Genomic DNA, 23,824 nt, shown 5'->3' with positions numbered 1-23,824 from the left:
CGGACCGGAGAGGGATGTCCCATGCGCGGCACGGTGGCGGGTCTCGGCACACCGCATCCGTTCGGCCCACGGCTGCCGGCGATCTATGCCTCGGACGACGTGGCCGGACGGCTGCTCGCCGCCTTCGACGAGGTGCTGGCCCCGGTGCACGCGACGCTGGACAGCCTCGCCGCCTATCTGGACCCCCGGCTGGCCCCGGCCGACTTCGTCGACTGGCTCGCCGGGTGGGTGGCCGCCGAGACGGCACCGGGGTGGACCCTGGCGCAGCGCCGCGAGGCGGTCGCCGGGGCGGTGGCGCGGCACCGGGTGCGCGGTACCGCGCAGGGCCTGGCGGAACAGGTGCAGATGGTCTTCGGGGTCCGGCCGGAGATCACCGAGAACGGCGGTACGGCCTGGTCGTCGGAGTCGGGCGGGCCGCTTCCCGGCACGGCGGTACCCGCCCTGACCGTGACGGTACGGGTACCCGAGCCGGACCGGGTGCCGCTGGACGCGCTACGGGCGCTGGTGGAGGCGAACCGGCCGGCGCACGTACCGTGCACGGTCCGGGTCGTCGCCGACGGGCAACCGGCGGAGGGTGACGACGATGGAGCGGTGTGAGCGGTGCGTACCGGCCGAACCCGGTAGCGCCTTCTGCGGGGTCTGCGGATCGTTCCTCGACTGGGAGCAGTCCCCGGACGCGCCGCCGCCCGTCCGGCCGTCGACCGGGCCCCGCCCCGCCCCGCCCCCGGACGATCCGGTGACGGCCCGGCCGGTCGACCCGGGAACCGCGGACGCCCCCGACGACACGACGCCCTGGTTCGACTTCCCGACCCCGACCCCGACCTCGACACCGACCGCCGCACCGACCCCGGTTACCGAACCGACTCCGGCGCACCCGGCCACCGTGCAGTCACCGGCGCGCCCGGCCACGTGGACACCGACCGGCACGGCCGCCGAATCGGCCCCGGTGACTCCGACCGGCGAACCGGTGGAGGTCGTGGAGGCGGTCCAACCGGCCCGCCCGTCGATCCGTCGGCCGGTCGTCCGGCAACGCCCATCCTCGACCGAGGAGAGTGCCGGCGGCGTCACCTGCCCGGTGTGTGGGACGGGCAACCCGCCGGACCGCAGGTTCTGCCGCCGGTGCGGCAACGCCCTCGACGCCCGGACCGGCCCGTCCGCCCGGGAGTCGTGGTGGCGGCGCCTGCGCCGAGCCGTGGGCCGGGCGGCGAACTGGCTGTTCCGGCCCCGCTCCGGCGTCGCGGGTCTGGTACGCCGGATCGCCGCACTGCTGCTCGTCGTCGCCCTGCTCGCCGGTCTCGCGTACGGCGTGGCCCGGTTCGGTCCGCAGGCCGGCGACGCCGTACGCGACCGCCTCGCCGATCCGCAGCCGGTGAGCCCGGTGTCGGTCCAGGCGTCCAGTCAGGCGGGCGGCCACCCGGCGGAGGCGGTGGTCGACGGGATCAGCAACAGCTACTGGGCCCCCGCCTCCGAGGGCGCCGGTGGCGGCGAGTACGTCGAACTCACCTTCGCCACACCGTTCCGGCTGCTCGACCTGATCGTGCACGCCGGTGTGTCGGCGCAGCGCGACGAGTTCCTGCGGCAGGCCCGCCCGGCGGAGCTGGAGCTGACGCTCTGGACCAGCGGCGGCACCTCGGAGAGCCGCGTACTCCAGCTCGCCGACCAGGCCGGCCCGCAGACCTTCCACCACGTGGTCGACGACGTGGTGCGGGCCCGGCTCACCGTCCGGCAGAGCTACGGCACCGCCCCCGACCGTCGTACCGCCGTCGCCGAGGTCGAGTTCTTCCGCCGCCCCTGACGGCGCTCAGGCGGCGCTCTGACCGCCGTCAGGCGGCGCGGGCCGGGCCGGGCACCCCGAGTGTGCGCAGCACCCGGTCGTAGGCGCAGCGTGTCCGCGCCGCCGCCGCCGTGTCCCCGGACCGCTGGTGCGCCTCGGCCAGCACCCGCCAGGCGTCGTCCCGGAACCCGTCGATCTCCAGTCCGCGACGGGCCGCCGCAGCCGCCCCGGCGAGATCACCGGCCTCCAGTTCGAACGCGGCGAGCGTCACCGCCGCCTCCGCCGCCAGAGTGCGGTAGCGGTCGCGGTCGGCCACCACCCACTCCGCCGGGCCGTCCTCCGGCAGCAGGTCACCGGCGTACTGGGCGAGCGCCTCCCGCAGCGCCGCCGTCGCGACGCCCCGCTGCCCCGCGCCCACGTTGCGCCGCCACGCCGCCACCGCGTTCTCGAACGAGCGCACGTCGCAGCGGGCACTGCGCGGCAGATCCAACAGGTACGACTCGCCGTCACGTCGCACGAACCGGGACTCGCCACGCCGTACGCCCGGTTCGAGGAACGCCCGCAACGTGGAGACACCGACGTGCAGGTTGCGGATGCCGGACCCGACCGGCAACTCCGGCCAGAGCGCCGTCAGGATGGTCTCCCGGTGCACCGGCCGACCACCGTGGGCGGCCAGGAACCGCAGCAGGGCGCGCACCCTCGGCCGTACCGTCGTCCACTCCAGCCGACGCCCCGGGATCTCCAGATGGAACCCGCCGAAACAGCGGACCACGAGTGGCGCGCCCGTGTCCGGCTGCGTGACGGTCGACGGTCCCGGTTCCTCGACCGCCCGTCCCCGGAGCGGCTGCTGGCTCGAATACCTCATCTTCCGGAACTCCTCCGTCCCCCATCGGTCGCCGTGCCCACCACAGATGCTGCGCCGATCACCGCGCGTAGACATCAGTCAGTTGACGCATACCGATCTCGGAGCCGCCCGGTCAGGACTCGGCGCCGGACACCGCCTCGCGGCGCAGCGCCTCGCGGGCGATCTCGACCCGGCTCCGCACGCCGAGTTTGCCCAGGACGTGCGAGATGTGGGTCTGCACGGTCCGCCGCGACAGGTACATCTCCCGGGCGATGTCCGGCGTGGATCGTCCCTGGGCCACCAGTGCGGTCACCCGCGCCTCGGTCGGGGTGAGCGCGTCCCAACCGACCCGGGCGCGGGCCGGCCGGGGGCCCCGGACACCCCGGCGGACACCGAGACGTCGCAGTCGCCGCTCGGCGCGGCGCACGTCCCAGACCGCGCCGAGGCCGTCGTACCCGTCGACCGCCTCGCCCAGCAGCGTCCTCGCCTCGGCCGGTGAGCCGCGTCGGGCCAGCACCGCGGCCAGGTCCTCGATCGTGCCGGCCAACTCCACCGGCGACCCGACCGACCGGTAGTACGTGACCGCCTCGCGCAGCGGCGTCGGATCGTCGTCGAACAGCCCCTGACACCGGCGCAGGGCCGCCGCGGCCCGACCCGGCCGGGACTCGGCCGCGGTCTCCGCCCGGCACGCCTGCACCGCCGCCCGGGCCGCCGCCGCGTCGTCGGTCGCCACCGCGAGCCGCACCAACTCGGGCGTCCACTGGTGGAGCAGGGTCATCTCACCGGGCCCCCGTTCCAGGACCACCGACAGCTCCGCCAGCGCCCGTGCCGGATCCCCGTCCTGCTCGGCGGCGAGCGCCCGCGCGGCGAGCAGGAAATCGCGATTCTCCCGGTCGGCGACGGTACGCACGGGAAGCTCCAGACCGGCGCTCAGGTGCGCGGTCGCGGTGGCGCTGTCCCCGCGACGCCCGGCGATCATCGCGGCGACACCGCGCCACAGCAACGCCGGACCGCGTTCGCGGAGCCCGGAGTACGTGATCGCCGTGCTGTCCCGTTGGAGGATGTCGAGTTCGGCGAGCGCGTCGTCCCAGCGACCGAGCCAGTAGAGCAGCACGGCGGCGGTGAGCGTGGAGACGCCCTGACCCGGCCCACCGTCCCGCTGGCCCACGGCCCGGGCCCGCCACAGGGTCTCCTGCGCCGCCGGCCACCGGTCGAGGTTCTGCAGGCTGAAGATCCGGCCGTCGAAGGCGAACGTCCGCAGGTCGGCGTGCTCGGGTGCGTCGCCGAGCACGGCCAGCGCCCGGTCGGCGAAGTCGAGGGCGGCCTCGTGGTCACGGCGGACCGAGTGGGTCAGCCACAGGTCCGTCAACGCGTACGCGACGGCGAAGGCGTCCCCGGCCGCCTCACCCACCCGCAACGCCTCCCGCGCCGTGCGGTCCGCCGTGTCCAGGTCGCCGCTGCTCGCCCGGTTGACCATCGACAGCGAGGCGAGCAGGCGGGCCTGCCACACCGCGGGTACGCCCGGACGGCGCAGCGCCGCGCCCAGGACGTCCAGCGCCTCCTCGTTGCGACCCTGGCCGAACAGCGTGCGGGCCAGGATCGAGGACATCTCGGCCTGTTGTCCCGGCCCGGTCGGCAGGGTCAACGCCGACCGGGCCCGGGCGGCGGCCTCGGAGTGACGCCCGGCGTCGAGCAGCACCCGGGCCAACTCCACCGACAGCGCGGCCTGGTCGGCACGGTCGAGCGGGCTCACCGACAACTCGCGTTGCAGCAGCTCCGCCGCGATGTCCGGGGCGCGGGCCGCCAACGCCGGTGCCGCCTCGACGACCCACGTACGGGTCCACTCGTCACCGGTGTGGCCGGCCGCCAACAGTTGCTGGGCCACCCGCAGCGGTTCGGCGCCCGCGCCGGCCAGCGTCCGCGCCGCCTCGCAGTGCAGCGCCGCGCGCAACGCGGCCGGCATGCTGTCGTAGAGCGCCTGACGGATCAGCGGATGCCGGAAGGCGAGCTGGTCGCCGACGCCGACGACGATCCCGGCGGTGACCGCGTTCTGCAACCCTTCGGCCAGGTCCGACACGGTCCGGCGGAGCACCGCGGCGAGGTCGGTGACGCCGAACTCCCCGCCGAGCAACGACGCGGTCCGCAACATCTGGGCGGTGGCCGCCGACACCACGCTGAGCCGGTCGGTCAGGGCTGCCGCGAAGGAGGCGGGCACCCGGTCGAGCGCGGCGTCGGTGAGTTCCCCACCGCTCGGCAGCGCGCCGGCCGTCTGCTCCCGGGCCAGGGCGTCGAGCAGTTCACGCAGATAGAGCGGATTGCCCATGGCCCGCCCGAGCAGACGGTCGAGCCCCGGCCCCGGGGGCGCACCGAGGACCCCGGTGGTCATCGTGCGGACGTCGTCCGGACTGAGCGCGCCGAGCGACAGCAGGGTGCCGCCCCGGCGCAGGGTGGCGGCGCGCAACGTCTGGACGTCCTGCCGGGTGGGCACCGGACGGGTCGCGCTGACCAACAGCAGTGGAAGTTCCTCCACCGCGAGGGCGAGCCGGTGCCACAGCATCAACGACGCCTCGTCGGCCCATTGCAGGTCGTCGAGGACCAGCACGGTGGGTCCGTCGGTACACAACTCGTCGACCAGCGAGACGAGCATTTCGGTGGCCGTCATCGCGATGTCGTCCACCGCGAAAAGCCCTGGCCGCCGGTCCCGCAGGAACTCGGCGATCCGTGCGCGGCGCGGGTCCGGCGAGCGCAGCCGAACCTGGAGACAGTCCAGCATCACCCGCAGCGGAAAGCGGTGGGACAACTGGTCCGCAGTCCCCCACAACACCTCGCGGTCGCCGCTCCCACCACCTGTCAGACCGGTCGCGACCAGGGCAGACTTGCCGATGCCCGCCTCACCCTCCACCCACAGCACCGAGCCACGCCCGTGGCCGGCGGCCTCGGCGGCGGTATGCAGGACGGCCAGTTCCTTTTCCCGTCCGGCCCAGACAGTTGGCAGATCAACTGGAAACATGGCGAATGCACCCGAACGGAATGGACGGTGAAGCGACGCGCATCGGTGCATATTAGCCGACCGCAACGGCCCGACATGGCCACGAATTGAGGACCGAGAATGTGACACGCATTTCCTGAGATCGCTTTTCCCACCGCGACCGCGTCCGTGCTGCTCGACGCCCCGGAGGGCACGCACGGCAGCACTCCCGCGCCGCCACCCTCGCGCGCCGGACGCCCCGCGCCCCACCGTCCCCGCGCCCCACCGTCCCCGCGCCCCCGCTTCCGCGCCAGGACGCCCCGGCTCCCGGGACGCGACACGACCACGGAGAGGGGACGCCAGCCGGGTCAACCGACCTCCTCAGGGCTTCCACCGACCCGGGCCGAGGCGGCGACACCCATGAGGTCGCGGCGCCGGGGCCGGAGTACGGGGCAGGCCGACCGCGCGGATGCCCGGGCTCGGCACCACCGGTCACCCGGACACGAATCGGCCCGCCATCAGGATCGATAGCGGGCCGGTCGATCTGCGATCGATGGTGGGCGATACTGGGTTTGAACCAGTGACCTCTTCCGTGTCAAGGAAGCGCGCTCCCACTGCGCCAATCGCCCGTGCTCTTGTTACGCCGAGGTGGGGACGGGATTTGAACCCGCGTACACGGCTTTGCAGGCCGTTGCCTCGCCTCTCGGCCACCCCACCGAGGTTGCCCCCGTCACGCGTGGCGGCAGCTCCGAGCGGACGACGGGATTCGAACCCGCGACCCTCACCTTGGCAAGGTGATGCGCTACCAGCTGCGCTACGTCCGCACGTCCCCGGTTTTCCGGTGACGGATGAGAACTTTAGCCGAGCGGTGGAACGCTTGCCAAATCGGGCCCCGCCCGGCGCGTCCGGTTCCACTCGGGCCCGCCCAGCATGCCCGGTTCCAGCCCCACCCATCCGATACGTCTGGTTCCGCCGCGTGGGGCCGCCCCTACTCCACAGGCTTCCTAGGAACCTGCGCTGGGGTCTGTCCGACCCGACGCCGGCGGGTCGGGTGGCGGCGGGCGGAAGATCTGGCGGCGGGAGGTCGGACGGCCAACTCGGGCCGGGCGGGGCGCATGGCGGGCAGCGCGACCGGGGCGGCCCGGCGGGCGACGAGTGTCCGGGTTCCGACTGTCGCAAGCCGGATCACCAGGGGTTTGGTGACACGCCGTGTCCGCTTCGATGGGCTACGGTGACGGGCGTGACGAGACGTGCGGCCGAGATCCGCCTGGATGCCCTGCTGCGCACCGCTTGTGACGTGATCGTGCAGCGTGGTCTGGCGAACACCCGAACGGCGGACGTGGCGCAGGCCGCCGGGGTCAGCCAGGCCCTGGTCTTCTACCACTTCGCCACCAAGGAACGGCTGCTCGCGCAGGCCTTCGCGTACGCGGTCGAGCAGGATCTGGCTCGTCTGGACACGGTGACCCGGTCCAGTGCCCCGCCGCTGACCAAGCTCCGCCGCATCCTCCGCCTCTACACCCCGGCCGGTCGGCCCACTTCCTGGTCCATGTGGATCGACGGCTGGTCGGAGTCGCTGCGCACCCCGGAGTTGGAGAAGGCCTCCCGCAAGCTCGACCTGCGCTGGCGGCAGGACCTCGCGACGGTGATCTCCGACGGGGTCCGCGAGGGCGTCTTCGAGTGCGCCGACCCGGCCGGTGCGGCCTGGCGGATCAGCGCGGTCATGGACGGCCTGGCGGTCCAGCTCGCGGTGCACGACCGGGTGATCTCCCGGCGGCAGTTCGCCGAGTGGGTGCGCCTGGTGACCGCCCGGGAACTGGGCCTCGACCCCGCACAGCTCGACTGAGCACTCCGCCGGAGGCCGGACGGACGAGCTCTGCCGGAGGCCGAGGCGGACGAACCTGCACCGGAGTCGCCGGGCGACGGCCACAATGACGCCATGGATCTGCTCGAGGTGTACCGGCGCAGCCTGGCGGAGTTCACCGACCGGGTGGAACAGGTCGGCGGCGGGCAGTGGTCCGCGGTGACCCCGTGCCCGGGGTGGGACGTCCGTACCCTGGTCAACCACGTCGTCGGTGAACAGCACTGGAGTGTCGCGCTGCTCGCCGGCCGGACCATCGCGCAGGTCGGCGACCGTTACGACGGCGACCAGCTCGGTGCCGACCCGGTCGTGGCGGCGCGCGACGCGGCGGCACAGGCCGAGGTGGCCGCCGCCTCCCCCGGCGCTCTGGAGCGCACCGTGCACCTCTCGGCCGGCGACACGCCCGCCGGGGAGTACCTGCACCAACTGCTCGCCGAGCATCTCGTGCACGGCTGGGACCTGGCCGTGGCCATCGGCGCCGACCCGAGGATGGACGCCGACGCGGTCGCCGAGTGCGCCCGCTGGTTCAGCCGCGCCGTCGGCGACTACCGGAGCAACGGGCTGGTGCACGACCGGGTCGACGTCTCGCCGCAGGCGGACGAGCAGGACCGCCTGATCGCCGCCTTCGGCCGTGATCCCGGCTGGGCACCGTGACGGCTCGGGGACCGCGACGGCTCGACACGTACGGCGGCCGGCGCGGGAGCACCCGCGCCGGCCGCACCCCCGGTGTGTGAAGTACGCGAGCGGTCAGCCCAGCCGACCACCGTCACGGGGTACCGTCCGCCACCGCTGACGCGGCCCGGGTTGCCGCTCCCAACGGTCCGCGGCGCTCACCGCGACACCGTCGGCGGGTACCGGCTCCGGATCCTTGGTCAACTGCCGCAGCCGCATCAGCAGGCCGACGCCGAGGAACAGCAGCAACCCGCCGAGCAGGAAGGCGACCTCGGTCAGGCCGAGCCCGGCCCCGGTCTGCGAGACGTTGCCGGCGGCTCCGGCCTCCGGCGCGGCGGCACCACCACCGGCGGCACCGGCGTCGACCCGCTCCCCGGGGCCCTCCTCCGGCGGGTCCTCCGTCGGCTGCGGCGCCAACTCCCGGGGCGACTCGCTCGGGGTCGCCTCGGTCGGGGTGGGTGCCGCCGTCGGGCGGGCCGCCCCTCGGCCGACCACGTCGCGGTTGGCCGTCTGGCGGGACAGCAACTGTAGGTTCTGGTCGTACGCCTCGACGGTGAGTTGGACCCGCCCCGGGTCAGCGTCACGGGCGAACGCGACCCGGTACTGGGCGGTCACCGTACGCCCCGGGCAGAGCGTGCCCGGGTCGAGCTGCCGATCCGTCAACCGGGCCGCATTGCCCTCGGTGCGCACCTGCACCGGGAACGAACCGGTCTCCTCGATCCGGTCGATCCGCACCTGGTCCAGCCGTACGCCCTGCACACCGACCACCATCGACCAACGCACCTTGATGCAGCCGCCCTGGTCCGAGCGGGAGACCACGGCAGAGACCGTCTCCACCCGCCCACCTGCGGTGAACCGGTCCGGCAGGCCGCTGAGTTCGGTGGCGAACGCCGCCTGTGCCGGCGCGGACAGGGCCAGGTGCACTCCGGTGACACAGGCCAGTACCACCCCGATCCGTAGCGTGTTCCGCCACAGCCTTCTCACGATCCGTCCTCCTGTTGGTCGCCTCCATCGGCCACGCTATGAGGGCCGGACGCCAGCCGGTAGACGGGCGTGTTCGCACGTGGTGTGAAGCAAGATGCCCCTTTTCACGTACGGTATTGAACCGGTCACGCGAGACCCGCGACACGCCGAGCCGGGTCACGATGGACAATCACCGGGTGTCCGCGATCTCCACCGCCTTCGTCCGCTTGCACGCCCGACTCGGCCCCGTCGCCTTCGTGCCCGAGGTGCGGCTGCACCAGGCGGACGAGCCGATCGGCCTGTGGGAGCTGACCGAGGGTGAGTTCCGCAGCGACCGGCCGCCGCCGTTCTGGGCCTTCGCCTGGGCGGGCGGCCAGGCTCTCGCCCGGTACGTCACCGACCACCCGGACCTCGTCGCCGGCCGGCGGGTCCTCGACCTGGCCTCCGGCTCCGGCCTGGTGGCCATCGCCGCCGCCCGGGCCGGTGCCGCCGCCGTGCGCGCGGTGGAGATCGACGAACTGGCCGTCGCGGCGGTCGCGCTCAACGCCGAGGCCAACGACGTACGCGTCGACGCCGAACTCGGCGACGTCCTCGATCGGGACGCCGGGGACGCCGAGGTGGTGCTCGCCGGGGACGTGTTCTACAGCGAGGCGATGGCCAACCGGGTCCTGCGGTTCCTGCTGCGCGCCGCCCGCTCCGGGGCCACCGTGCTGGTCGGCGATCCCGGACGCGCCTTCCTGCCCCGGGATCGCTTCGACGAGGTGGCCGCCTACGACGTGCCGGTCAGCGAGGCGCTGGAGAGCGTACGGGTGAAGCGCACCACGGTGTGGCGGCTGCGCGCGGGACGGCCGTCGGCGGCCCGCTAGCGTGACGCGGTGCTGTTCCGCGCCTGGGAGCAGGCCCCGGAGGCGACCGGAAGCGCCGGGGCCGGTGCCGCCGTGGCCGGTGTCGACACGGCCCGGGTCGTGGACCACGTGGGCGTCGCCCACCTGCTGGTGACCCGGCACGCGCTGGTGCGGCAGGTGCTGACCGACCCGGTGACGTACCGCCCGGACAACGCCCTGGACGCGGTGACCCCGATCCCGGTCGCCGCGCTGCGGATCCTCGCCGCGCACCGGTTCCGGTTGCCGCCCACGCTGGCCAACAACGGCGGCGTCGACCACCCGGGGATCCGCGCGCTGGTCGCCGACGCGCTGCACCCGAAACGGGTGGCCGACCAGCGGGACTGGCTGGCCGCACTGGTCCGCCGACGGGTGGCCGGTCTGGACGCCACGCTGGACGGCGGCGTACCCGTCGACCTGCACGCCGGGCTCGCCGCCGACCTGCCGCTGCTGGTCCTGGCCCGGCTGGTCGAGTTGCCCGACGCGCCGGTGGCGGCGGTGAAGGATTTCGCCCGCGCCGCGCTGGAGCTGTTCTGGGCACCGCTGGACGCCGACCGGCAGCAGTTCCTCGCCGCCGAGGTGGGTCGCTTCCACCGGGTGCTGCGCGAGTTCGCGGCCACCGGCGGCGGGCTCGCCGCGTCGCTGCGGGACGCCGGGCACCCGCCCGACGTGGTGGTCGGCGCGCTGTTCTTCCTGCTGGTCGCCGGCCAGGAGACCACCTCGCAGTTCCTCACCCTGCTGATGCACCGGCTGATCGGGGAACCGGCGGTACTCGCCGGACTGCGCGACGGCTCGGTGCCGGTCGCCGACGTGGTCGAGGAGGGGCTGCGGCTGGAACCGCCGATCGTCACCTGGCGGCGCGTCGCCGCCCTGGACACCACGCTGGGCCAGACGGCGGTGGCGGCGGGCACCAGCATCGTGCTCTGGCTGGGTCGCGCCGGACGCGACCCAGCGGTCGTCGAGTCGCCGGACGGGTTCCGGCCGGGGCAGCCCGGGTCACGCCGGCACCTGGCCTTCGGCGCGGGCGTGCACCGCTGCGTGGGCGACCAGCTCGCCCGGATGGAGGCGACCACGGTGTTGACCGAGGTGGCCCCGCTGCTGGCCCGGGTACGGGTGCTGCGTGCGCCCCGCTACCCCGACAACCTCACCTTCCGGATGCCGGACGCCCTGGTCGTGACGCGCGAACCGCTCAGTTGATCTCGTCGGCCCAGGCGCGCCAGTCGTCGAGTACGCCGTACAGCGCCGGGGTGAGCCAGCCCGGCGCGGACCGCCGGAACACGCCCGGGTCCATCGCCCCGGCCCCGGCCGGCAGCGCACCGAGCATGTTCGGCAGCAGGTCGCTGAGGTTGGCCCAGTGCACCAGCTCCGGATCGGCCGGCCAGGCGCCGAGCACCACGCCCGCCGGCACCGCGCGCCGGTCCAGCGCCTCCAGGGTGAGCGCGGTGTGGTTGAGGGTGCCCAGCCCGGCACGGGCCACCACCACCGCCGGGGCACCCAACGACACCGCCAGGTCGGCCACCGTCCACGGCTCGCCTGAGGGTCGCAGCCCCATCGGTACGAGCAGCCCGCCGGCCCCCTCGACCAACACCAGGTCGTGCTTGTCCGCCTCCTCACGGATCGCGTCGACCGCGTTGTACAGCTCCAGCGGCGGCAGGTCCGCCACCCGGGCGGCGGCCAGCGGGGCGAGCGGATCGGGGAAGGCGGCCAGGGTGCGGGCGGTCATCGGGGCGGAGAGCCGGGTGACCGCCTCCACGTCGCCGGGTTCGCCGGTGGCCGTACCCGTCTGGCCGGGTTTGACCACCGCCACCCGCAGCCCGGCCGCCTGCGCGGCGGCCGTGATCGCCGCGGTCACCACCGTCTTGCCGACCTCGGTGTCGGTGCCGGTGACCAGCACCGGTCCGCGCCACTGATCCGTCATGGGGCACAGTCCACGATGACCTCCAGGGCCCGCTCGAAATCCGCCCGGGACGGCCCGGCACCGATGGTGAGCCGCAGCCGGGACCGGCTGTCCGGGGTGGAGGGCGGCCGGAAACAGCCGACCGCCACGCCCCGGTCCCGGCAGGCGGCAGCCCAGTCGGTCGCCGCCTCCGGGCCGGGCGCGGTGACCGAGACGACGGCGGCGTCCGGCGCGGAGACGTCCAGGCCGGCGGCGCGCAGGCGATCCACCGCGAGCGTGGCGCGGGCGGCCAGTTCGGCGCGGAGGGCGTCGCCGTCGCGGGCCAGCCCGACGGCGGCGTGCACCCCGGCGGCCACGGCCGGAGGCAGTGCGGTGTCGTAGATGAAGGTCCGCGCGGTCTCCACCAGGTGCCGGACGAACTCGGCCGGACCGGCGACCACCCCGCCGGCACCGCCGAGCGCCTTGGACAGGGTGGCGGTGACCACCACGTCCGGCTCGCCGGTCAGCCCGGCGGCGGCCACCGCACCGGCCCCGGCCGGGCCGACGACCCCGAGCGCGTGCGCGTCGTCGACCAGCAGCAGCGCCCCGTGCGCGCGGGCGGTCGCGTGCAGCCGGACCAGGGGGGCCAGGTCACCGTCGACGGAGAAGACCGACTCGGTGACCACCACCGCCGGCCGGTCGGGTGCCCCGGCCAGGGCCGCCGCGACCGCGTCGACGGCGGCGTGCGGGGTCACCACGGTCTCCGCCCCGGAGATGCGGCACCCGTCGATCAGGCTGGCGTGGTTGTGCGCGTCGGAGACCAGCAGCGTGCGGGGACGCACCAGCGCCCGGACCGCGCCGAGGTTCGCCAGGTAGCCGGAGGAGAAGACCAGCGCCCGCTCGGTGCCGAGCCAGTCGGCGAGGGTGTCCTCCAGCGCGTGGTGGGCGTCGGTGGAGCCGCGGACCAGACGCGAGCCGGTCGCGCCCAGCCCGTACTCGGACAGCGCCTTGGTCGCCGCGGCGACCACCTCGGGATGCGCGGACAGCCCCAGGTAGTCGTTGCCGGCCAGGTCCACCACGGCGTCGTCGGCGGTACGTGGGCGCAGTCGACGGGTCAGTCCCGCCTTCGCCCGCAGGTCAGCGCGGCGTGCCAGGGCCGCCAGCCAGTCCGCCACCACCACGCCCCTTCCCCGCCGGTTGCCACCGTCAGGCGTCGTCGCCCGGCCACACGCTGTCGCCCCGGGCGCTTCCGCCGGGCGAAGTTACCACCCGTCCGGGCCGTCCCGGCGTGGCGCGGTACGGCTCGCCGGAGGGCACCGGGGCGGGGCCGCGCGCGTTTCCGCCCGTCGGGGGGCCTTGTAGGGTACGTGCCATGCCAGAGATCCTCGACCAGGCCCGTACCCAGGTGCTGGAGGGTGGCGTCGGCCTGGACCAGGCCGGTGTCCTCGCGGTGCTGAACCTGCCCGACGAGCACCTGACCGCCACGCTCCAGCTCGCCCACGACGTGCGGATGCGCTGGTGCGGCCCGGAGGTCGAGGTCGAAGGCATCGTCTCGCTCAAGACCGGCGGCTGCCCCGAGGACTGCCACTTCTGCTCGCAGTCCGGCCTGTTCACCTCGCCGGTGCGATCGGTCTGGCTGGACATCCCGTCGCTGGTCGAGGCCGCCAAGCAGACCGCCGCGACCGGAGCGACCGAGTTCTGCATCGTGGCCGCCGTACGCGGCCCGGACGCCCGGCTGATGACGCAGATGCGCGAGGGCGTCGCCGCGATCAGGGCCGAGGTCGACATCCAGGTCGCCGCCTCGCTCGGCATGCTCAGTCAGGAGCAGGTCGACGAACTGGTCGACATGGGTGTGCACCGGTACAACCACAACCTGGAGACCTGCCGGTCGTACTTCCCGAACGTGGTCACCACGCACTCCTGGGAGGAACGCTGGGAGACGCTGCGAATGGTGCGCGAATCCGGGATGGAGGTCTGCTGCGGCGGCATCCTCGGGCTCGGCGAAACCGTCGAGCAGCGGGCCGAGTTCGCCGCCCAGCTCGCCGAACTGGACCCGCACGAGGTGCCGCTGAACTTCCTCAACCCCCGGCCGGGCACCCCGCTCGGCGACCGCCCGGTGGTCGAGGGCAAGGACGCGCTGCGCGCCATCGCCGCGTTCCGGCTGGCCATGCCGCGCACCATCCTGCGGTACGCGGGCGGCCGGGAGATCACCCTCGGTGACCTGGGCACCCGCGACGGTCTACTCGGCGGCATCAACGCGGTGATCGTCGGCAACTACCTGACCACCCTCGGTCGACCGGCCACCGACGACCTCAAGCTGCTCGACGACCTCAAGATGCCGGTCAAGGCGCTGTCGGCGACGCTCTGATGCCGATGGGCGAGCTGGTCGGGACGTGGTGCGACCGCTGCGGCGAGGCCGTGGCGGTCGGCGACCACCAGGGCTGCGCGGCGGCCCGCACCCTGGAACCGCCCCGCTACTGCACCGGATGCCGACGACGGATGAAGGTGCAGGTGCTGCCGGTCGGTTGGGCCGCGACCTGCGTCGAACACGGCGAACAGCGAGGCTGAGACGTGACGTTGCGCGGACAGGCGGTGACCCTGCGGCCGGTGAGCGCCGACGACGTGCCCACGCTCGCCGCCATCCGCGCCGAGCCCGAGGTCCGTCGCTGGTGGCGCGGCGACGACGACCTGACCGCCGCCGTCGAGGCCGACCTCGCCGACGGCGACCTGGAGGTGTACGTCGTCGAACACGACGACCGGGTGGTCGGCGCGATCCAGTGGTACGCCGAGAACGACCCCGACTACCGCCACGCCGGCCTGGACATCTTCCTCGACCCGTCGGTACGCGGCCGGGGCCTCGCCGGGGACGCCATCCGCACCCTGGTCCGGCACCTGATCGACGCCCACGGCCACCACCGCTTCACCATCGACCCGGCGGCGGCCAACACCGCCGCGATCCGCGCGTACGCGAAGGTCGGCTTCCGCACCGTCGGCGTCCTGCGCCGGTACGAACGCGGCGCCGACGGCCGCTGGCACGACGGCCTCCTGATGGACCTGCTCGCCGACGACCTCCGCTGACCCCACCCGAGCCGCGACGCTCACGCCGTAGCCGCGCCGGGTTCGGTGTAAGGAAGGGTCCCCTGCTAACGCCTCGTGTATAGCAGGGGACCCTTCCTAACATCGCGGACGTCGCGGCTCCGAACACACCGCGCGAAATTCGGTGGCGCCCCGCCCATCGGGTGCCCAGAGTCGGACGATGTCCGTTCCCGATGATCGTGCCGATGCCCTGGAGTGGTTGGCCTTCGCGCAGGCCGGAGTCCTCACCACCGCCCAGGCACGGTCCGTGCTGACCGAGGGCACGCTACGGGGTCTCGTGCGGTCCGGCCGGTGGCGCTCGGTCAGTCGTGGCATCCTGCTGTCCGGCAACGGTCGACTCACCCGGGCCCAGCAACTCTGGGTGGCCGTCCTCGCCTGCGGACGGGGCGCGGTACTCGCCGGCCCCACCGCAGCCGCCGAGGCCGGCGTGCGCGGCCTGCGGCCCGAGCCGTTGCACGTCCTCGTGCCGTCGACCCGCCGCGTCGGGCGTACCACCCTGCGCCGGTTGCCGCTCGACATGGCAGCCGTGGTGGTGCACCGGACGTCGCTGCTACCCGCCGACCACCTCCAGGTCGGCCGGCCGCCCCGGACCAGCACGGCACGTGCCCTGGTGGACGCGGCGGGCTGGGCACCCTCGACCCGGGCGGCACAGGAGGTGTTGGCCGCCGGCTGCCAGCAGCGGAGGGTACTGCCCGAGGAGGTGGCCGCCGTGCTCGACATCCTGCCCCGGGCACCTCGGCGCAGTCTCATCCGGCAGACCGTCGACGACATCGCCGGAGGCGCCCAGGCGCTCAGCGAGATCGACTTCGTCCGGCTCTGCCGCCGCGCCGGGCTGCCGGCACCGGACCTACAGGAGCGACGAACCGACACGACAGGTCGTACGCGCTGGCTCGACGCGTACTGGCGCGAGTGGCGGATCCACGTCGAGATCGACGGGGCGCACCACATGGACGTACGCCAGTGGGCGGCGGACATGCAGCGGCAGAACGACGTCTGGACAGCGGGTGACCGCATCCTGCGCTTTCCCGCCTGGCTGGTACGCGCGCACCCCGACCAGGTCGCCGACACGGTCCGCCGCGCTCTCCTCACCGCCGGCTGGCGACCGGAGTCGTGAATCTTGGAAATCTACCGTTCGACGCTGACGGTAACTGTCCAAGATTGACAGTCACTCCACGCGGTGAGTGCCGCGATGCCGCATCCCGCCTACGGCAAAGTGGCCGGGTCGGACGGATCGTGACGGCGAGGGCGCCGCGGTCGGACGGGTCGTGACGGCGAGGGCGCCGGGGTGGATCGGGTGGTGACGGCGAGAACGGCCGCCGGAGGGACACCGGCGGCCGTTCTCGGGTGGTTGGTCATCGGGTCTCCCCCGATCAGCCGGAGGAGATGGCACAAGCTTGCCTGCGGATGGGGCCCACCGATCTCAGGCGAACGGTCCGACCTGGGCAGACGGGCGGGTCCCGTGTCGGGACGTCGGGGTGGAATCCGGGGCCGCCAGCGGCGTGTCGGTGTAACGCGATTCGGCCCGCCGACGCTACCCCACCGGCCCGGACTCGCCCGCGCCCCGGCGCCTGCCGTCTGCACCCCGACGAGACGCTCGCGCCGTTCCGGATCGGCCTTCCCGGAACGCTCGCTCCTATGGTGCCGCTCGGCCTTCCCAAACCGGTGAACACCAGATTACATTGCTACTCATCCATGGGAGCGCTCCCGGCCCTGCTGGAGCCACTCTGCCACCACCGCCGGCAGCCGTCCACCCCGACGCGTCCGCGTCGACGCTGCCTGCCCGCACCGACAGGAGCAGCCGCATGCACCACACCAGACGGCCGGGCCGCGCGCGCGGCGACGGTCACGGCAGACGCGGCCACTGGTCACGTCGTCTCCGCAGCACCGGCACGGTCATCGCCGCCGGCCTGGCGCTGGCGGTCGGCGTCCCGGCGGCAGCCGCCGCCGCCCCGTACACCACCGCCCCGAACAAGACCAGCGACGCCGAGACCAGCAACACCGCATCGATCAACGCCACCACCAGCAGCGCCGCATCAAGCAGCGCCGCCGCACCGGCGTTCAACTACGCCGAGGCGTTGCAGAAGTCGCTGCTGTTCTACGAGGCGCAGCAGTCCGGCAAGCTGCCGGACTGGAACCGGGTCTCCTGGCGCGACGACTCGGCACTGCGGGACGGCGCGGACGTGGGGCTCGATCTCACCGGCGGCTGGTACGACGCCGGTGACCACGTGAAGTTCGGCTTCCCGATGGCGTTCACCACCACGATGCTGGCCTGGGGCGCGGTCGAGTACCGGGCCGGCTACGTGGCGTCGGGTCAGCTCACCCACCTGTTGAACAATCTGCGGTTCGTCAACGACTACTTCATCAAGGCGCACCCCTCGCCGAACGTGCTGTACGGGCAGGTCGGCAAGGGCGACGACGACCACAAGTGGTGGGGTCCGGCCGAGGTGATGCCGATGGCGCGGCCCGCGTACAAGATCGATGCGAGCTGTGGCGGCGCGGACCTGGCGGGTGAGACGGCGGCGGCGATGGCCGCGTCGTCCATGGTGTTCCGGCCGACCGACGCCGCGTACGCCGACAGGCTGCTCACCCACGCGCGGCAGCTCTACACGTTCGCCGACACGGTGCGTAAGAGCTACCACGAGTGCATCACCGACGCGACCAGCTTCTACCGGTCGTGGAGCGGCTACCAGGACGAGCTGGTGTGGGGCGCGATCTGGCTGTACCGGGCCACCGGCGACGCCACCTACCTGGCCAAGGCGGAGAGCGAGTACGACAGGCTGGGCACCGAGCCGCAGACCACCACCCGCTCCTACAAGTGGACGGTGGCCTGGGACAACAAGCAGTTCGGCGCGTACGTGCTGCTGGCCAACCTGACCGGGAAGCAGAAGTACGTGGACGACGCCAACCGGTGGTTGGACTTCTGGACCGTCGGCGTGAACGGGGAACGGGTGCGCTACTCCCCCGGCGGGATGGCGGTGCTCGACTCCTGGGGCGCGTTGCGGTACGCGGCCAACACCGCGTTCGCGGCGCTGGTCTACAGCGACAAGACCACCGACGCGACCCGCAAGGCCCGCTACCACGACTTCGCCGTCCGGCAGATCAACTACGCGCTCGGCGACAACCCGCGCAACTCCAGCTACGTGATCGGCTTCGGCACCAATCCGCCGAAGAACCCGCACCACCGCACCGCGCACGGCTCCTGGTGGGACAGCATGACCGTACCCACCGAGACTCGGCACACCCTCTTCGGCGCGCTGGTCGGCGGGCCGTCGTCGCCGAACGACGCGTACACCGACAACCGGTCGGACTACGTGATGAACGAGGTCGCCACCGACTACAACGCCGGTTTCACGTCTGCGCTGGCCCGGCTCTCCCAGGAGTACGGGGGTACGCCGCTGGCCGGTTTCCCGGGTGTCGAGCGGCCGGACATCGACGAGCTGACCGTGGAGACCACGGTGATGCAGAACGAGACCCGGGCCACCGGCCTCAAGGTGATGATCTACAACAAGTCGGCGTTCCCGGCGCGGGCGTTGACCGACGCGAAGTTCCGCTACTACTTCCGCCCCGACGGCACCGGCGCGGTGCAGGTCACCCCCGGTTACACCCAGGGTTGCCCGGCACCGAGCACGGCGAAGCAGGCCGGCGGTGACCTCTGGTACGTGGAGGTCGACTGCACCGGCCACACGATCGCGCCGGCCGGTCAGTCGCAGCACCGGATGGAGGTGCAGTTCAAGGTCGGAGTGCCGGAGGGCGGCACCTGGAACACCGGCAACGACCCGTCGTTCCAGGCCGCCGCCGGACCGAACCGCACCGTGCCGTTGTATGCGGGCGGGGTCCGGGTGTGGGGCGTCGAGCCCAGCGGCGACACCGACCCGCCGCCGCCGGACCCGGACGACACCGTCGCGCCGACCGCTCCCGGCGCGGTGACCGTCTCCGGAATCACGGCGACCGGAGCCACGCTGACGTGGGGTGCCGCCACCGACAACGTGGGCGTCACCGGGTACCGGATCTACCGGGACGACGTGCTGGTCACCACCGTCACCGGCACCACGTACGCGGCGACCGGGTTGACCGCGCAGACCACGTACCGCTTCCACGTGGTGGCCGTGGACGCGGGCGGCAACGTCTCGCCGCCCACCGCGAGGGTCTCGGTGACCACGTCGGCACCGCTGCCGACGACGCCCTGCCGGGTCACCTACGGCACCAACGACTGGAGCAGCGGGTTCACCGCGAACATCACCATCGCCAACACCGGCACCTCGACCATCAACGGCTGGACGCTGGCGTTCACCTTCCCGAACAGCGGCCAGCGGGTCGGTCAGGGTTGGGGGGCGACCTTCCAGCAGACCGGCGCGTCGGTGACCGCGAGCAGCTTGTCCTACAACGGCGCTCTCGCGCCGGGCGCGTCCACGAGCATCGGTTTCAACGGTACGCACACCGGCAGCAACCCCCGCCCGACCGGCTTCACGGTCAACGGGGCGACCTGCACCGTCGCCTGATCCCGGGGCGGTGTGGCCGGGCCGACGTGCGCGGCCACACCGCCCCTCCAGCACGCGCCGACACCCCGATCGGTTCACCCTCAGTGCAGATTGTGTGAACATCCATAAGATCCACCCGTACGCCGACCGCTCCCGTACCCATCGGCACCCCTGTCGACCTGGGAAAAGGAGCTGAACAATGAGCGGACGGCACCGTCGGACACGTCGGACACGCCTGCTGGCCCTGGTGGCGGTCGGAGTGGTGGCCCTCGCCGGACTGGCGATCGCCCCGATGACCTTCGCCGCCGAGGCACCCCGCAACACCTGCCCCGACCTGGAGGTCATCGGCGCACGCGGCACCACCGAACGCCCCGGTCTCGGCATCGTGCTGACGCCGCTGGCCCGGCAGATCACCCGGGACCTGCCGCAGACCGTCCGCACCACGCCGCTGGCCTACCCCGCCTCCGGCAACTACATTGCCAGCGTCCGTCAGGGCGTCGCCGAGGTGCAGCGGGTGATGACCGCGACCGCCGCGCAGTGCCCCGACACCCGCTTCGTCCTGATGGGCTACTCCCAGGGCGCCGACGTGATGGGCGACGCGCTGGCCGGCACCGGCAGTCGTGCCGGTCTCTCCGCCGACCTCGCCGCGCGAGTCTCCTCCGTACTCCTCTTCGGCGACCCCTCCTTCACCGCGGGTGAACCCTTCAACGTCACCGACGGTCGACGCTCCGGCATCTTCCCCCGGGGCGCGGGCCGGTTGAACGGCTTCGCCGACCGCATCCAGTCGTACTGCAACGCCAACGACCGCTTCTGCCAAGGCGGATTCAGCTTCGCCGCACACGTCAACTACCAGGGGTTCCACCCCCAGGCCACCCGCTTCGCCGCCACCCGCGCCACCGCCGACGTACCCCGCTGACCTCGCGGCTGGTTCCATCTGCGGCGCGCCGCTGCGGCACACCGCCGACGGACCGGCGGCGGCCGTGCTGCGGCGACGGCAATCTTGGACAGTTTCCGTTAGCTCCTAACGGAAACTGTCCAAGATAGACATCCGTACCGCACGACCGTGGCGGTGTGGTCGGGTGTGCGGGGATGGGGCGAGCACGAGTCGCCGCAACCCGGCGGGCATCACGAACAACTGCCGCTTCTCGACCGCGTCTCCGTACCGGTCGAGCTGGTAACACTGGATCCAGGTCCAGCCGTACGGCGGATGCCAGTCGGCCTGCTCGCGGACGACCCGCACCGCGATCGGCGTGCGAAACTGCGGACCCGCCTCGCGAGTCAACAGGTACACACCGGGCTCGACCACCGGCGTCCCGTCCGGCCGACGCCGCTCACCAGGCACGACGCGGTACGACCACAGCCTGGTCCACCCGCACCCGGGCGTACCGGCGACGGACCTGGAGCGACCCGTCCCGCTGCACCGCGTGCCCGCTCACCTCGGCCCACACGTGGCCGTCCGCCTGCTGCGCCCGGCCGATCACCTCGGCCACGTAGAGCAGCAACTCTCCCACCCCGGGCAGGTACGCCCCCTCCGGCACCCGGATCACGTCTCCCACCGCCACGGTGCCCACCGCCTCCCCACCGAGCACGTCGGCGAACGACGGAGCAGGCGGACAGCCATGGACGGCCGCAGCAGCCGGAGTCGTACCCGTACCGACCGCCGCGGCAGACGGCCGACCGGCGCGGTCACCGGCGGACCTCTCCCCTGCCGGCCCGATCGGCGTCTCCCCCGGCAGGACAATGGGCGCCGACCAGCGTGACGGCGGGACATTGTTCGTCGGTCGCGGTGTGGACACGAAAGCCTCCCTCGTCGTCTCGGTGGACCGGGGGTCGCCGCGGATGCTCGCCCGGCGGCGACCCCCGGGACGAACGCGCCCACCGGGTCAGGGGGAATCGACCTCCACCGAACGCGCCATCTACCAAAACCTTGCCGAGAGTGATGGGATCAGTACACGACGAAGGAGTGTTCCCTGGGGACGTCCGGGACATTCATGGGGAGGCAGGATGAATGATGCACTTCGAGTGGCCATGGCAGAGGCAGGCGAGACAACCGAAAGCCTCGCAGCTCAGACGGGCGTTGATCCCAAGACGGCGGCCAGGTGGATCAGTCCGGGACGCGTTCCGCAACCTGCTCGGCGCGCAAAGGTAGCCACGATCCTCGGCCGGGACGTTGGTGACCTGTGGCCCGATGTCCTCAAGCGTCGCGAGCCGCAGTGGTTACGGGAGTGGATCGACTGGGAACGCGAAGCCGTCTCGTTGCGCTGGTTCGAGCATTCGTGGGTGCCGGGCTTGCTCCAGACCGAGGCTTACGCCCGGGCGACGTTGACCGGCGAGGCCCTCACGGCCGAGGAGGTGGGAGACGTCGTGGCCTCCCGCCTCGATCGGCAAGGGATTCTCCGGCGTGAGCGTCCGCCCCTGCTGGTCGCGGTCATTCACGAGTTGGTGCTGTTCCAGTCCGCCTACGGCGACCGCGAGCTGATGCGCGACCAGTGTGAGCATCTCGCCCGATGCGCCGCCCTGCCCAACGTGCAGGTGTTGATCGTGCCGAGGGACGTGGGCATGTATCCGGGTCTCGGCGGCGGCTTCATCATCGCCGAGTTGCCCAGCGGTCAGCACGTCGCTCACGTCGACGGCCAGGCGCCTGCGCAGATCATCGGAGAAGCGGCCGACGTTGCTACGCTGAATCGCAGGTGGGAGCGCATCAGAAGCGAGGCCCTTTCTCGCTCTCAATCCCTTGATGTCATCAGGAAGGCAGCAGCATCATGGACCTGACCGGTGCACGGTGGCACAAGAGCAGCAAGAGCGGTAACAACGGCGGATCCTGCGTCGAAGTGGCGGACAACCTCCCCGGCACCGTCCTCGTCCGCGACACCAAGGACCGTGACGGCGGGACGCTGGCGTTCGCCCCGACCGCATGGCGGGCGTTCGTCGCCCAGCCCCCCACGCGGGCCTGACCTACCTCTCCGGACACCTGAGAGCGCTCGCCCCACCGGGGCCGGGCGCTCTCACCGTCCCCAGCAGCCGCCCGGCACAGCTCTCCAGCCTGACTCCCCGTCGATCATGGAGTTGTGGCACGGACGAACAGGGGCAATTCAGCGGAGAACGCTCACCACAACTCCATGATCGACGGGGTCCACCGCGCCACGCGGCACCACGCGGCAAGGCGTGCCCCACGTCGAGGCGCGCGACCCGGCACACGAGAGCGTGCGGGACAGCAAAGGGCGGTGGGCGGGGCTCCCGCACCGGGAGCCCCGCCCACCTCACCGTCCTCCGCACCGGAGGTCGGTCGTCTGTGCTGTCAGCCGGCGCGTTCCGTCGCCGCCGACACCTCGGCCCCGAGGGGCACGGTCATGGTGAGCAGGGAGCCGTCGCGTTCGGCGGTGGCGGGTCGCGCCAGCCGACGCAGGGTACGCAGCATGGGCGTGTTGTCCGCCTGGATGTGCAGCACCATCGCCGCGTACCCGGCGGACTCGGCCTGCCGCGTCAACCGGCGCAGCAGGGTCGAACCGAGCCCGCGCCGCTGCCAGTCGTCGCGGACCAGCAGGGCCGCCTCGGCCTCGTCGCCCTCGGCGAGCAGGTTCGCCATCGCGACGACCGACTCCGCCTCCCCGTCGGAGCCGGTCGTCACGGCGATCAGGGTCTGCCCGCGCGCCGGTTCCAGGATCTGGCGCAGTCGGGCCGGGGTGGGCAGGCAGGCACCGCCCAGGTAGCGGCGTTGGCGGGTCTCCGCCGAGCACGCCTCGTGCAACTCGGTCACCGCTGCCAGGTCGTCGGCGACGGCCGGGCGTACGGTCAACTCGGCGCCGTCGGGCAGGACCACGGTGACCTGTTCGGCGGTGCGGCGGGCTGCGGTGGCGCCCAGCTCCAGCAGTGCCTGCGCGCGGGCGTACTCGGCGGGGGTGAAGCTCGGCGCGACCCGGCGCAGCAGGTAGGAGCCGCCGTTGGGGTCGGCCAGCAGCATCGTCGACTCGTCGACTCCGACGCGCGTCACGGCGAGCGCCGGACGCCAGGTCACCTCGTCCGCGCCGAGCAGGGCACGCAGCACCTGGCCGGTCGCGTCCGGGTCGTGGACCAGCCGGGTGGCCAGCCCGAGTACCCGGGTCGGCTGGTCCGCCAGGCCACGCGCCTCGCTGCGCGCCACCCAGCAGTCCCGCCCCCGGCCGCGTTCCACGGCGGCGATCAGACCCGCCTCGTCCAGGGTGTCCGGCGCGTCCACGAGGAAGTCGTCGACGGCGCCGCGTTCGGTGGTGTGCACCTGCACGGTGAGGATGTTGACTCCACGCAGCGCGAGGCTCGCCGTGAGCACCGACAGGTAGCCCGGCCGGTCGTCCACGGTGGCCCGGATCCGCCACAGCGTCATGGTCGCCTCCTTTCACCTGTCACCCTGGCCTGCGGCTGTTGCGGGGCGGTTGCC

At 73.0% G+C, this 23,824-nt stretch carries 21 protein-coding genes and 3 tRNA genes; 14 read left to right on the top strand and 10 right to left on the bottom strand.

What is annotated here, in order from left to right; translation table 11 throughout:
• Nucleotides 1-21: 21 nt before the first annotated feature.
• Together ACQVFL_RS08405 and ACQVFL_RS08400 are read left to right on the top strand one after the other, a co-directional pair.
• Nucleotides 22-597 carry a phage tail protein gene (locus ACQVFL_RS08405; RefSeq protein WP_396691499.1) on the top strand — a complete coding sequence of 192 codons (576 nt, stop codon included), beginning with the start codon at nt 22-24 and terminating at the stop codon, nt 595-597.
• Nucleotides 584-1,795: a zinc ribbon domain-containing protein gene (locus ACQVFL_RS08400; RefSeq protein WP_431729081.1), complete on the top strand. Its 1,212-nt coding sequence runs from the start codon at nt 584-586 to the stop codon at nt 1,793-1,795. Before ACQVFL_RS08405 ends, ACQVFL_RS08400 begins: the two co-directional genes overlap by 14 nt.
• A gap of 28 nt (nt 1,796-1,823) precedes the next feature.
• Here the strand turns inward: ACQVFL_RS08400 and ACQVFL_RS08395 are convergent, their stop codons facing one another.
• The 5 genes from ACQVFL_RS08395 to ACQVFL_RS08375 all read right to left on the bottom strand — a co-directional run bounded on the left by ACQVFL_RS08395 (nt 1,824) and on the right by ACQVFL_RS08375 (nt 6,410).
• Nucleotides 1,824-2,639 (bottom strand): AfsR/SARP family transcriptional regulator, encoded by an 816-nt coding sequence (locus ACQVFL_RS08395; RefSeq protein WP_396691501.1) that lies wholly within the window; start codon nt 2,637-2,639, stop codon nt 1,824-1,826.
• Between the two features lie 112 nt (nt 2,640-2,751).
• Entirely contained in the window at nt 2,752-5,628 is a 2,877-nt protein-coding gene (locus tag ACQVFL_RS08390) for an ATP-binding protein (RefSeq protein WP_396691502.1), read from the bottom strand.
• Between the two features lie 512 nt (nt 5,629-6,140).
• Nucleotides 6,141-6,215: transfer RNA gene (locus ACQVFL_RS08385), tRNA-Val, on the bottom strand.
• A gap of 17 nt (nt 6,216-6,232) precedes the next feature.
• Nucleotides 6,233-6,303 (bottom strand) — tRNA-Cys (locus tag ACQVFL_RS08380).
• 34 nt (nt 6,304-6,337) lie between these two features.
• A tRNA-Gly gene (locus ACQVFL_RS08375) sits at nt 6,338-6,410 on the bottom strand.
• A 416-nt stretch (nt 6,411-6,826) separates the two neighbouring features.
• Between ACQVFL_RS08375 and ACQVFL_RS08370 the strand changes: the two genes are divergently transcribed.
• Together ACQVFL_RS08370 and ACQVFL_RS08365 are read left to right on the top strand one after the other, a co-directional pair.
• Nucleotides 6,827-7,429, top strand: coding sequence for a TetR/AcrR family transcriptional regulator (locus ACQVFL_RS08370; RefSeq protein WP_396691503.1), 603 nt, complete (start codon nt 6,827-6,829; stop codon nt 7,427-7,429).
• A 93-nt stretch (nt 7,430-7,522) separates the two neighbouring features.
• Nucleotides 7,523-8,098, top strand: coding sequence for a TIGR03086 family metal-binding protein (locus tag ACQVFL_RS08365; RefSeq protein ID WP_396691504.1), 576 nt, complete (start codon nt 7,523-7,525; stop codon nt 8,096-8,098).
• A gap of 93 nt (nt 8,099-8,191) precedes the next feature.
• Here ACQVFL_RS08365 and ACQVFL_RS08360 read toward each other — a convergent pair whose 3' ends face one another.
• The gene (locus ACQVFL_RS08360; protein ID WP_396691505.1) at nt 8,192-9,100 is read right to left on the bottom strand and encodes a hypothetical protein; all 909 of its coding nucleotides are present in this window, start codon (nt 9,098-9,100) and stop codon (nt 8,192-8,194) included.
• A 161-nt stretch (nt 9,101-9,261) separates the two neighbouring features.
• On the opposite strand from ACQVFL_RS08360, the gene ACQVFL_RS08355 reads away from it, so the two are divergent.
• Together ACQVFL_RS08355 and ACQVFL_RS08350 are read left to right on the top strand one after the other, a co-directional pair.
• On the top strand, nt 9,262-9,945 hold the full coding sequence (locus ACQVFL_RS08355) for a class I SAM-dependent methyltransferase (protein WP_396691506.1): 684 nt from the start codon (nt 9,262-9,264) through the stop codon (nt 9,943-9,945).
• Between the two features lie 9 nt (nt 9,946-9,954).
• Nucleotides 9,955-11,157, top strand: a complete 1,203-nt coding sequence (locus tag ACQVFL_RS08350; RefSeq protein ID WP_431729080.1) for a cytochrome P450 — start codon at nt 9,955-9,957, stop codon at nt 11,155-11,157.
• Here ACQVFL_RS08350 and bioD read toward each other — a convergent pair.
• Together bioD and ACQVFL_RS08340 are read right to left on the bottom strand one after the other, a co-directional pair.
• Nucleotides 11,150-11,878 (bottom strand): dethiobiotin synthase, encoded by a 729-nt coding sequence (gene bioD, locus ACQVFL_RS08345; RefSeq protein ID WP_396691508.1) that lies wholly within the window; start codon nt 11,876-11,878, stop codon nt 11,150-11,152. The two genes, ACQVFL_RS08350 and bioD, sit on opposite strands and share 8 nt — an antisense overlap.
• Nucleotides 11,875-13,011, bottom strand: a complete 1,137-nt coding sequence (locus ACQVFL_RS08340) for an 8-amino-7-oxononanoate synthase (RefSeq protein WP_431729079.1) — start codon at nt 13,009-13,011, stop codon at nt 11,875-11,877. Before ACQVFL_RS08340 ends, bioD begins: the two co-directional genes overlap by 4 nt.
• 197 nt (nt 13,012-13,208) lie before the next feature.
• On the opposite strand from ACQVFL_RS08340, the gene bioB reads away from it, so the two are divergent.
• From bioB to ACQVFL_RS08310, 6 genes are all read left to right on the top strand, one after another.
• Nucleotides 13,209-14,204, top strand: a complete 996-nt coding sequence (gene bioB / locus ACQVFL_RS08335; RefSeq protein WP_396691509.1) for a biotin synthase BioB — start codon at nt 13,209-13,211, stop codon at nt 14,202-14,204.
• Complete coding sequence (locus tag ACQVFL_RS08330) at nt 14,204-14,404, top strand: hypothetical protein (RefSeq protein ID WP_396691510.1); 201 nt, start codon at nt 14,204-14,206, stop codon at nt 14,402-14,404. The genes bioB and ACQVFL_RS08330 overlap by 1 nt, the downstream gene beginning before the upstream one ends.
• Nucleotides 14,405-14,407: 3 nt before the next feature.
• The gene (locus ACQVFL_RS08325; RefSeq protein ID WP_396691511.1) at nt 14,408-14,914 is read left to right on the top strand and encodes a GNAT family N-acetyltransferase; all 507 of its coding nucleotides are present in this window, start codon (nt 14,408-14,410) and stop codon (nt 14,912-14,914) included.
• A gap of 178 nt (nt 14,915-15,092) precedes the next feature.
• Entirely contained in the window at nt 15,093-16,046 is a 954-nt protein-coding gene (locus ACQVFL_RS08320; protein ID WP_431729078.1) for a hypothetical protein, read from the top strand.
• Nucleotides 16,047-16,734: 688 nt separating this feature from the next.
• Nucleotides 16,735-19,431 (top strand): glycoside hydrolase family 9 protein, encoded by a 2,697-nt coding sequence (locus ACQVFL_RS08315; protein ID WP_431729077.1) that lies wholly within the window; start codon nt 16,735-16,737, stop codon nt 19,429-19,431.
• 178 nt (nt 19,432-19,609) lie between these two features.
• The gene (locus tag ACQVFL_RS08310) at nt 19,610-20,326 is read left to right on the top strand and encodes a cutinase family protein (protein WP_396691513.1); all 717 of its coding nucleotides are present in this window, start codon (nt 19,610-19,612) and stop codon (nt 20,324-20,326) included.
• 415 nt (nt 20,327-20,741) lie between these two features.
• Here ACQVFL_RS08310 and ACQVFL_RS08305 read toward each other — a convergent pair whose 3' ends face one another.
• Nucleotides 20,742-21,206, bottom strand: coding sequence for a hypothetical protein (locus ACQVFL_RS08305; protein WP_396691514.1), 465 nt, complete (start codon nt 21,204-21,206; stop codon nt 20,742-20,744).
• Between the two features lie 208 nt (nt 21,207-21,414).
• On the opposite strand from ACQVFL_RS08305, the gene ACQVFL_RS08300 reads away from it, so the two are divergent.
• Entirely contained in the window at nt 21,415-22,182 is a 768-nt protein-coding gene (locus ACQVFL_RS08300) for a DUF5753 domain-containing protein (RefSeq protein ID WP_396691515.1), read from the top strand.
• Entirely contained in the window at nt 22,173-22,364 is a 192-nt protein-coding gene (locus ACQVFL_RS08295) for a DUF397 domain-containing protein (RefSeq protein WP_396691516.1), read from the top strand. Before ACQVFL_RS08300 ends, ACQVFL_RS08295 begins: the two co-directional genes overlap by 10 nt.
• Nucleotides 22,365-22,708: 344 nt before the next feature.
• Here ACQVFL_RS08295 and ACQVFL_RS08290 read toward each other — a convergent pair whose 3' ends face one another.
• Nucleotides 22,709-23,770 (bottom strand): GNAT family N-acetyltransferase, encoded by a 1,062-nt coding sequence (locus ACQVFL_RS08290; RefSeq protein ID WP_396691517.1) that lies wholly within the window; start codon nt 23,768-23,770, stop codon nt 22,709-22,711.
• Between the last annotated feature and the right edge of the window lie 54 nt (nt 23,771-23,824).

Source organism: Verrucosispora sp. TAA-831 (assembly GCF_050780145.1).
In the GTDB taxonomy this organism is placed as follows: domain Bacteria; phylum Actinomycetota; class Actinomycetes; order Mycobacteriales; family Micromonosporaceae; genus Micromonospora.
This window is presented reverse-complemented; position numbering and strand designations above follow the sequence as displayed.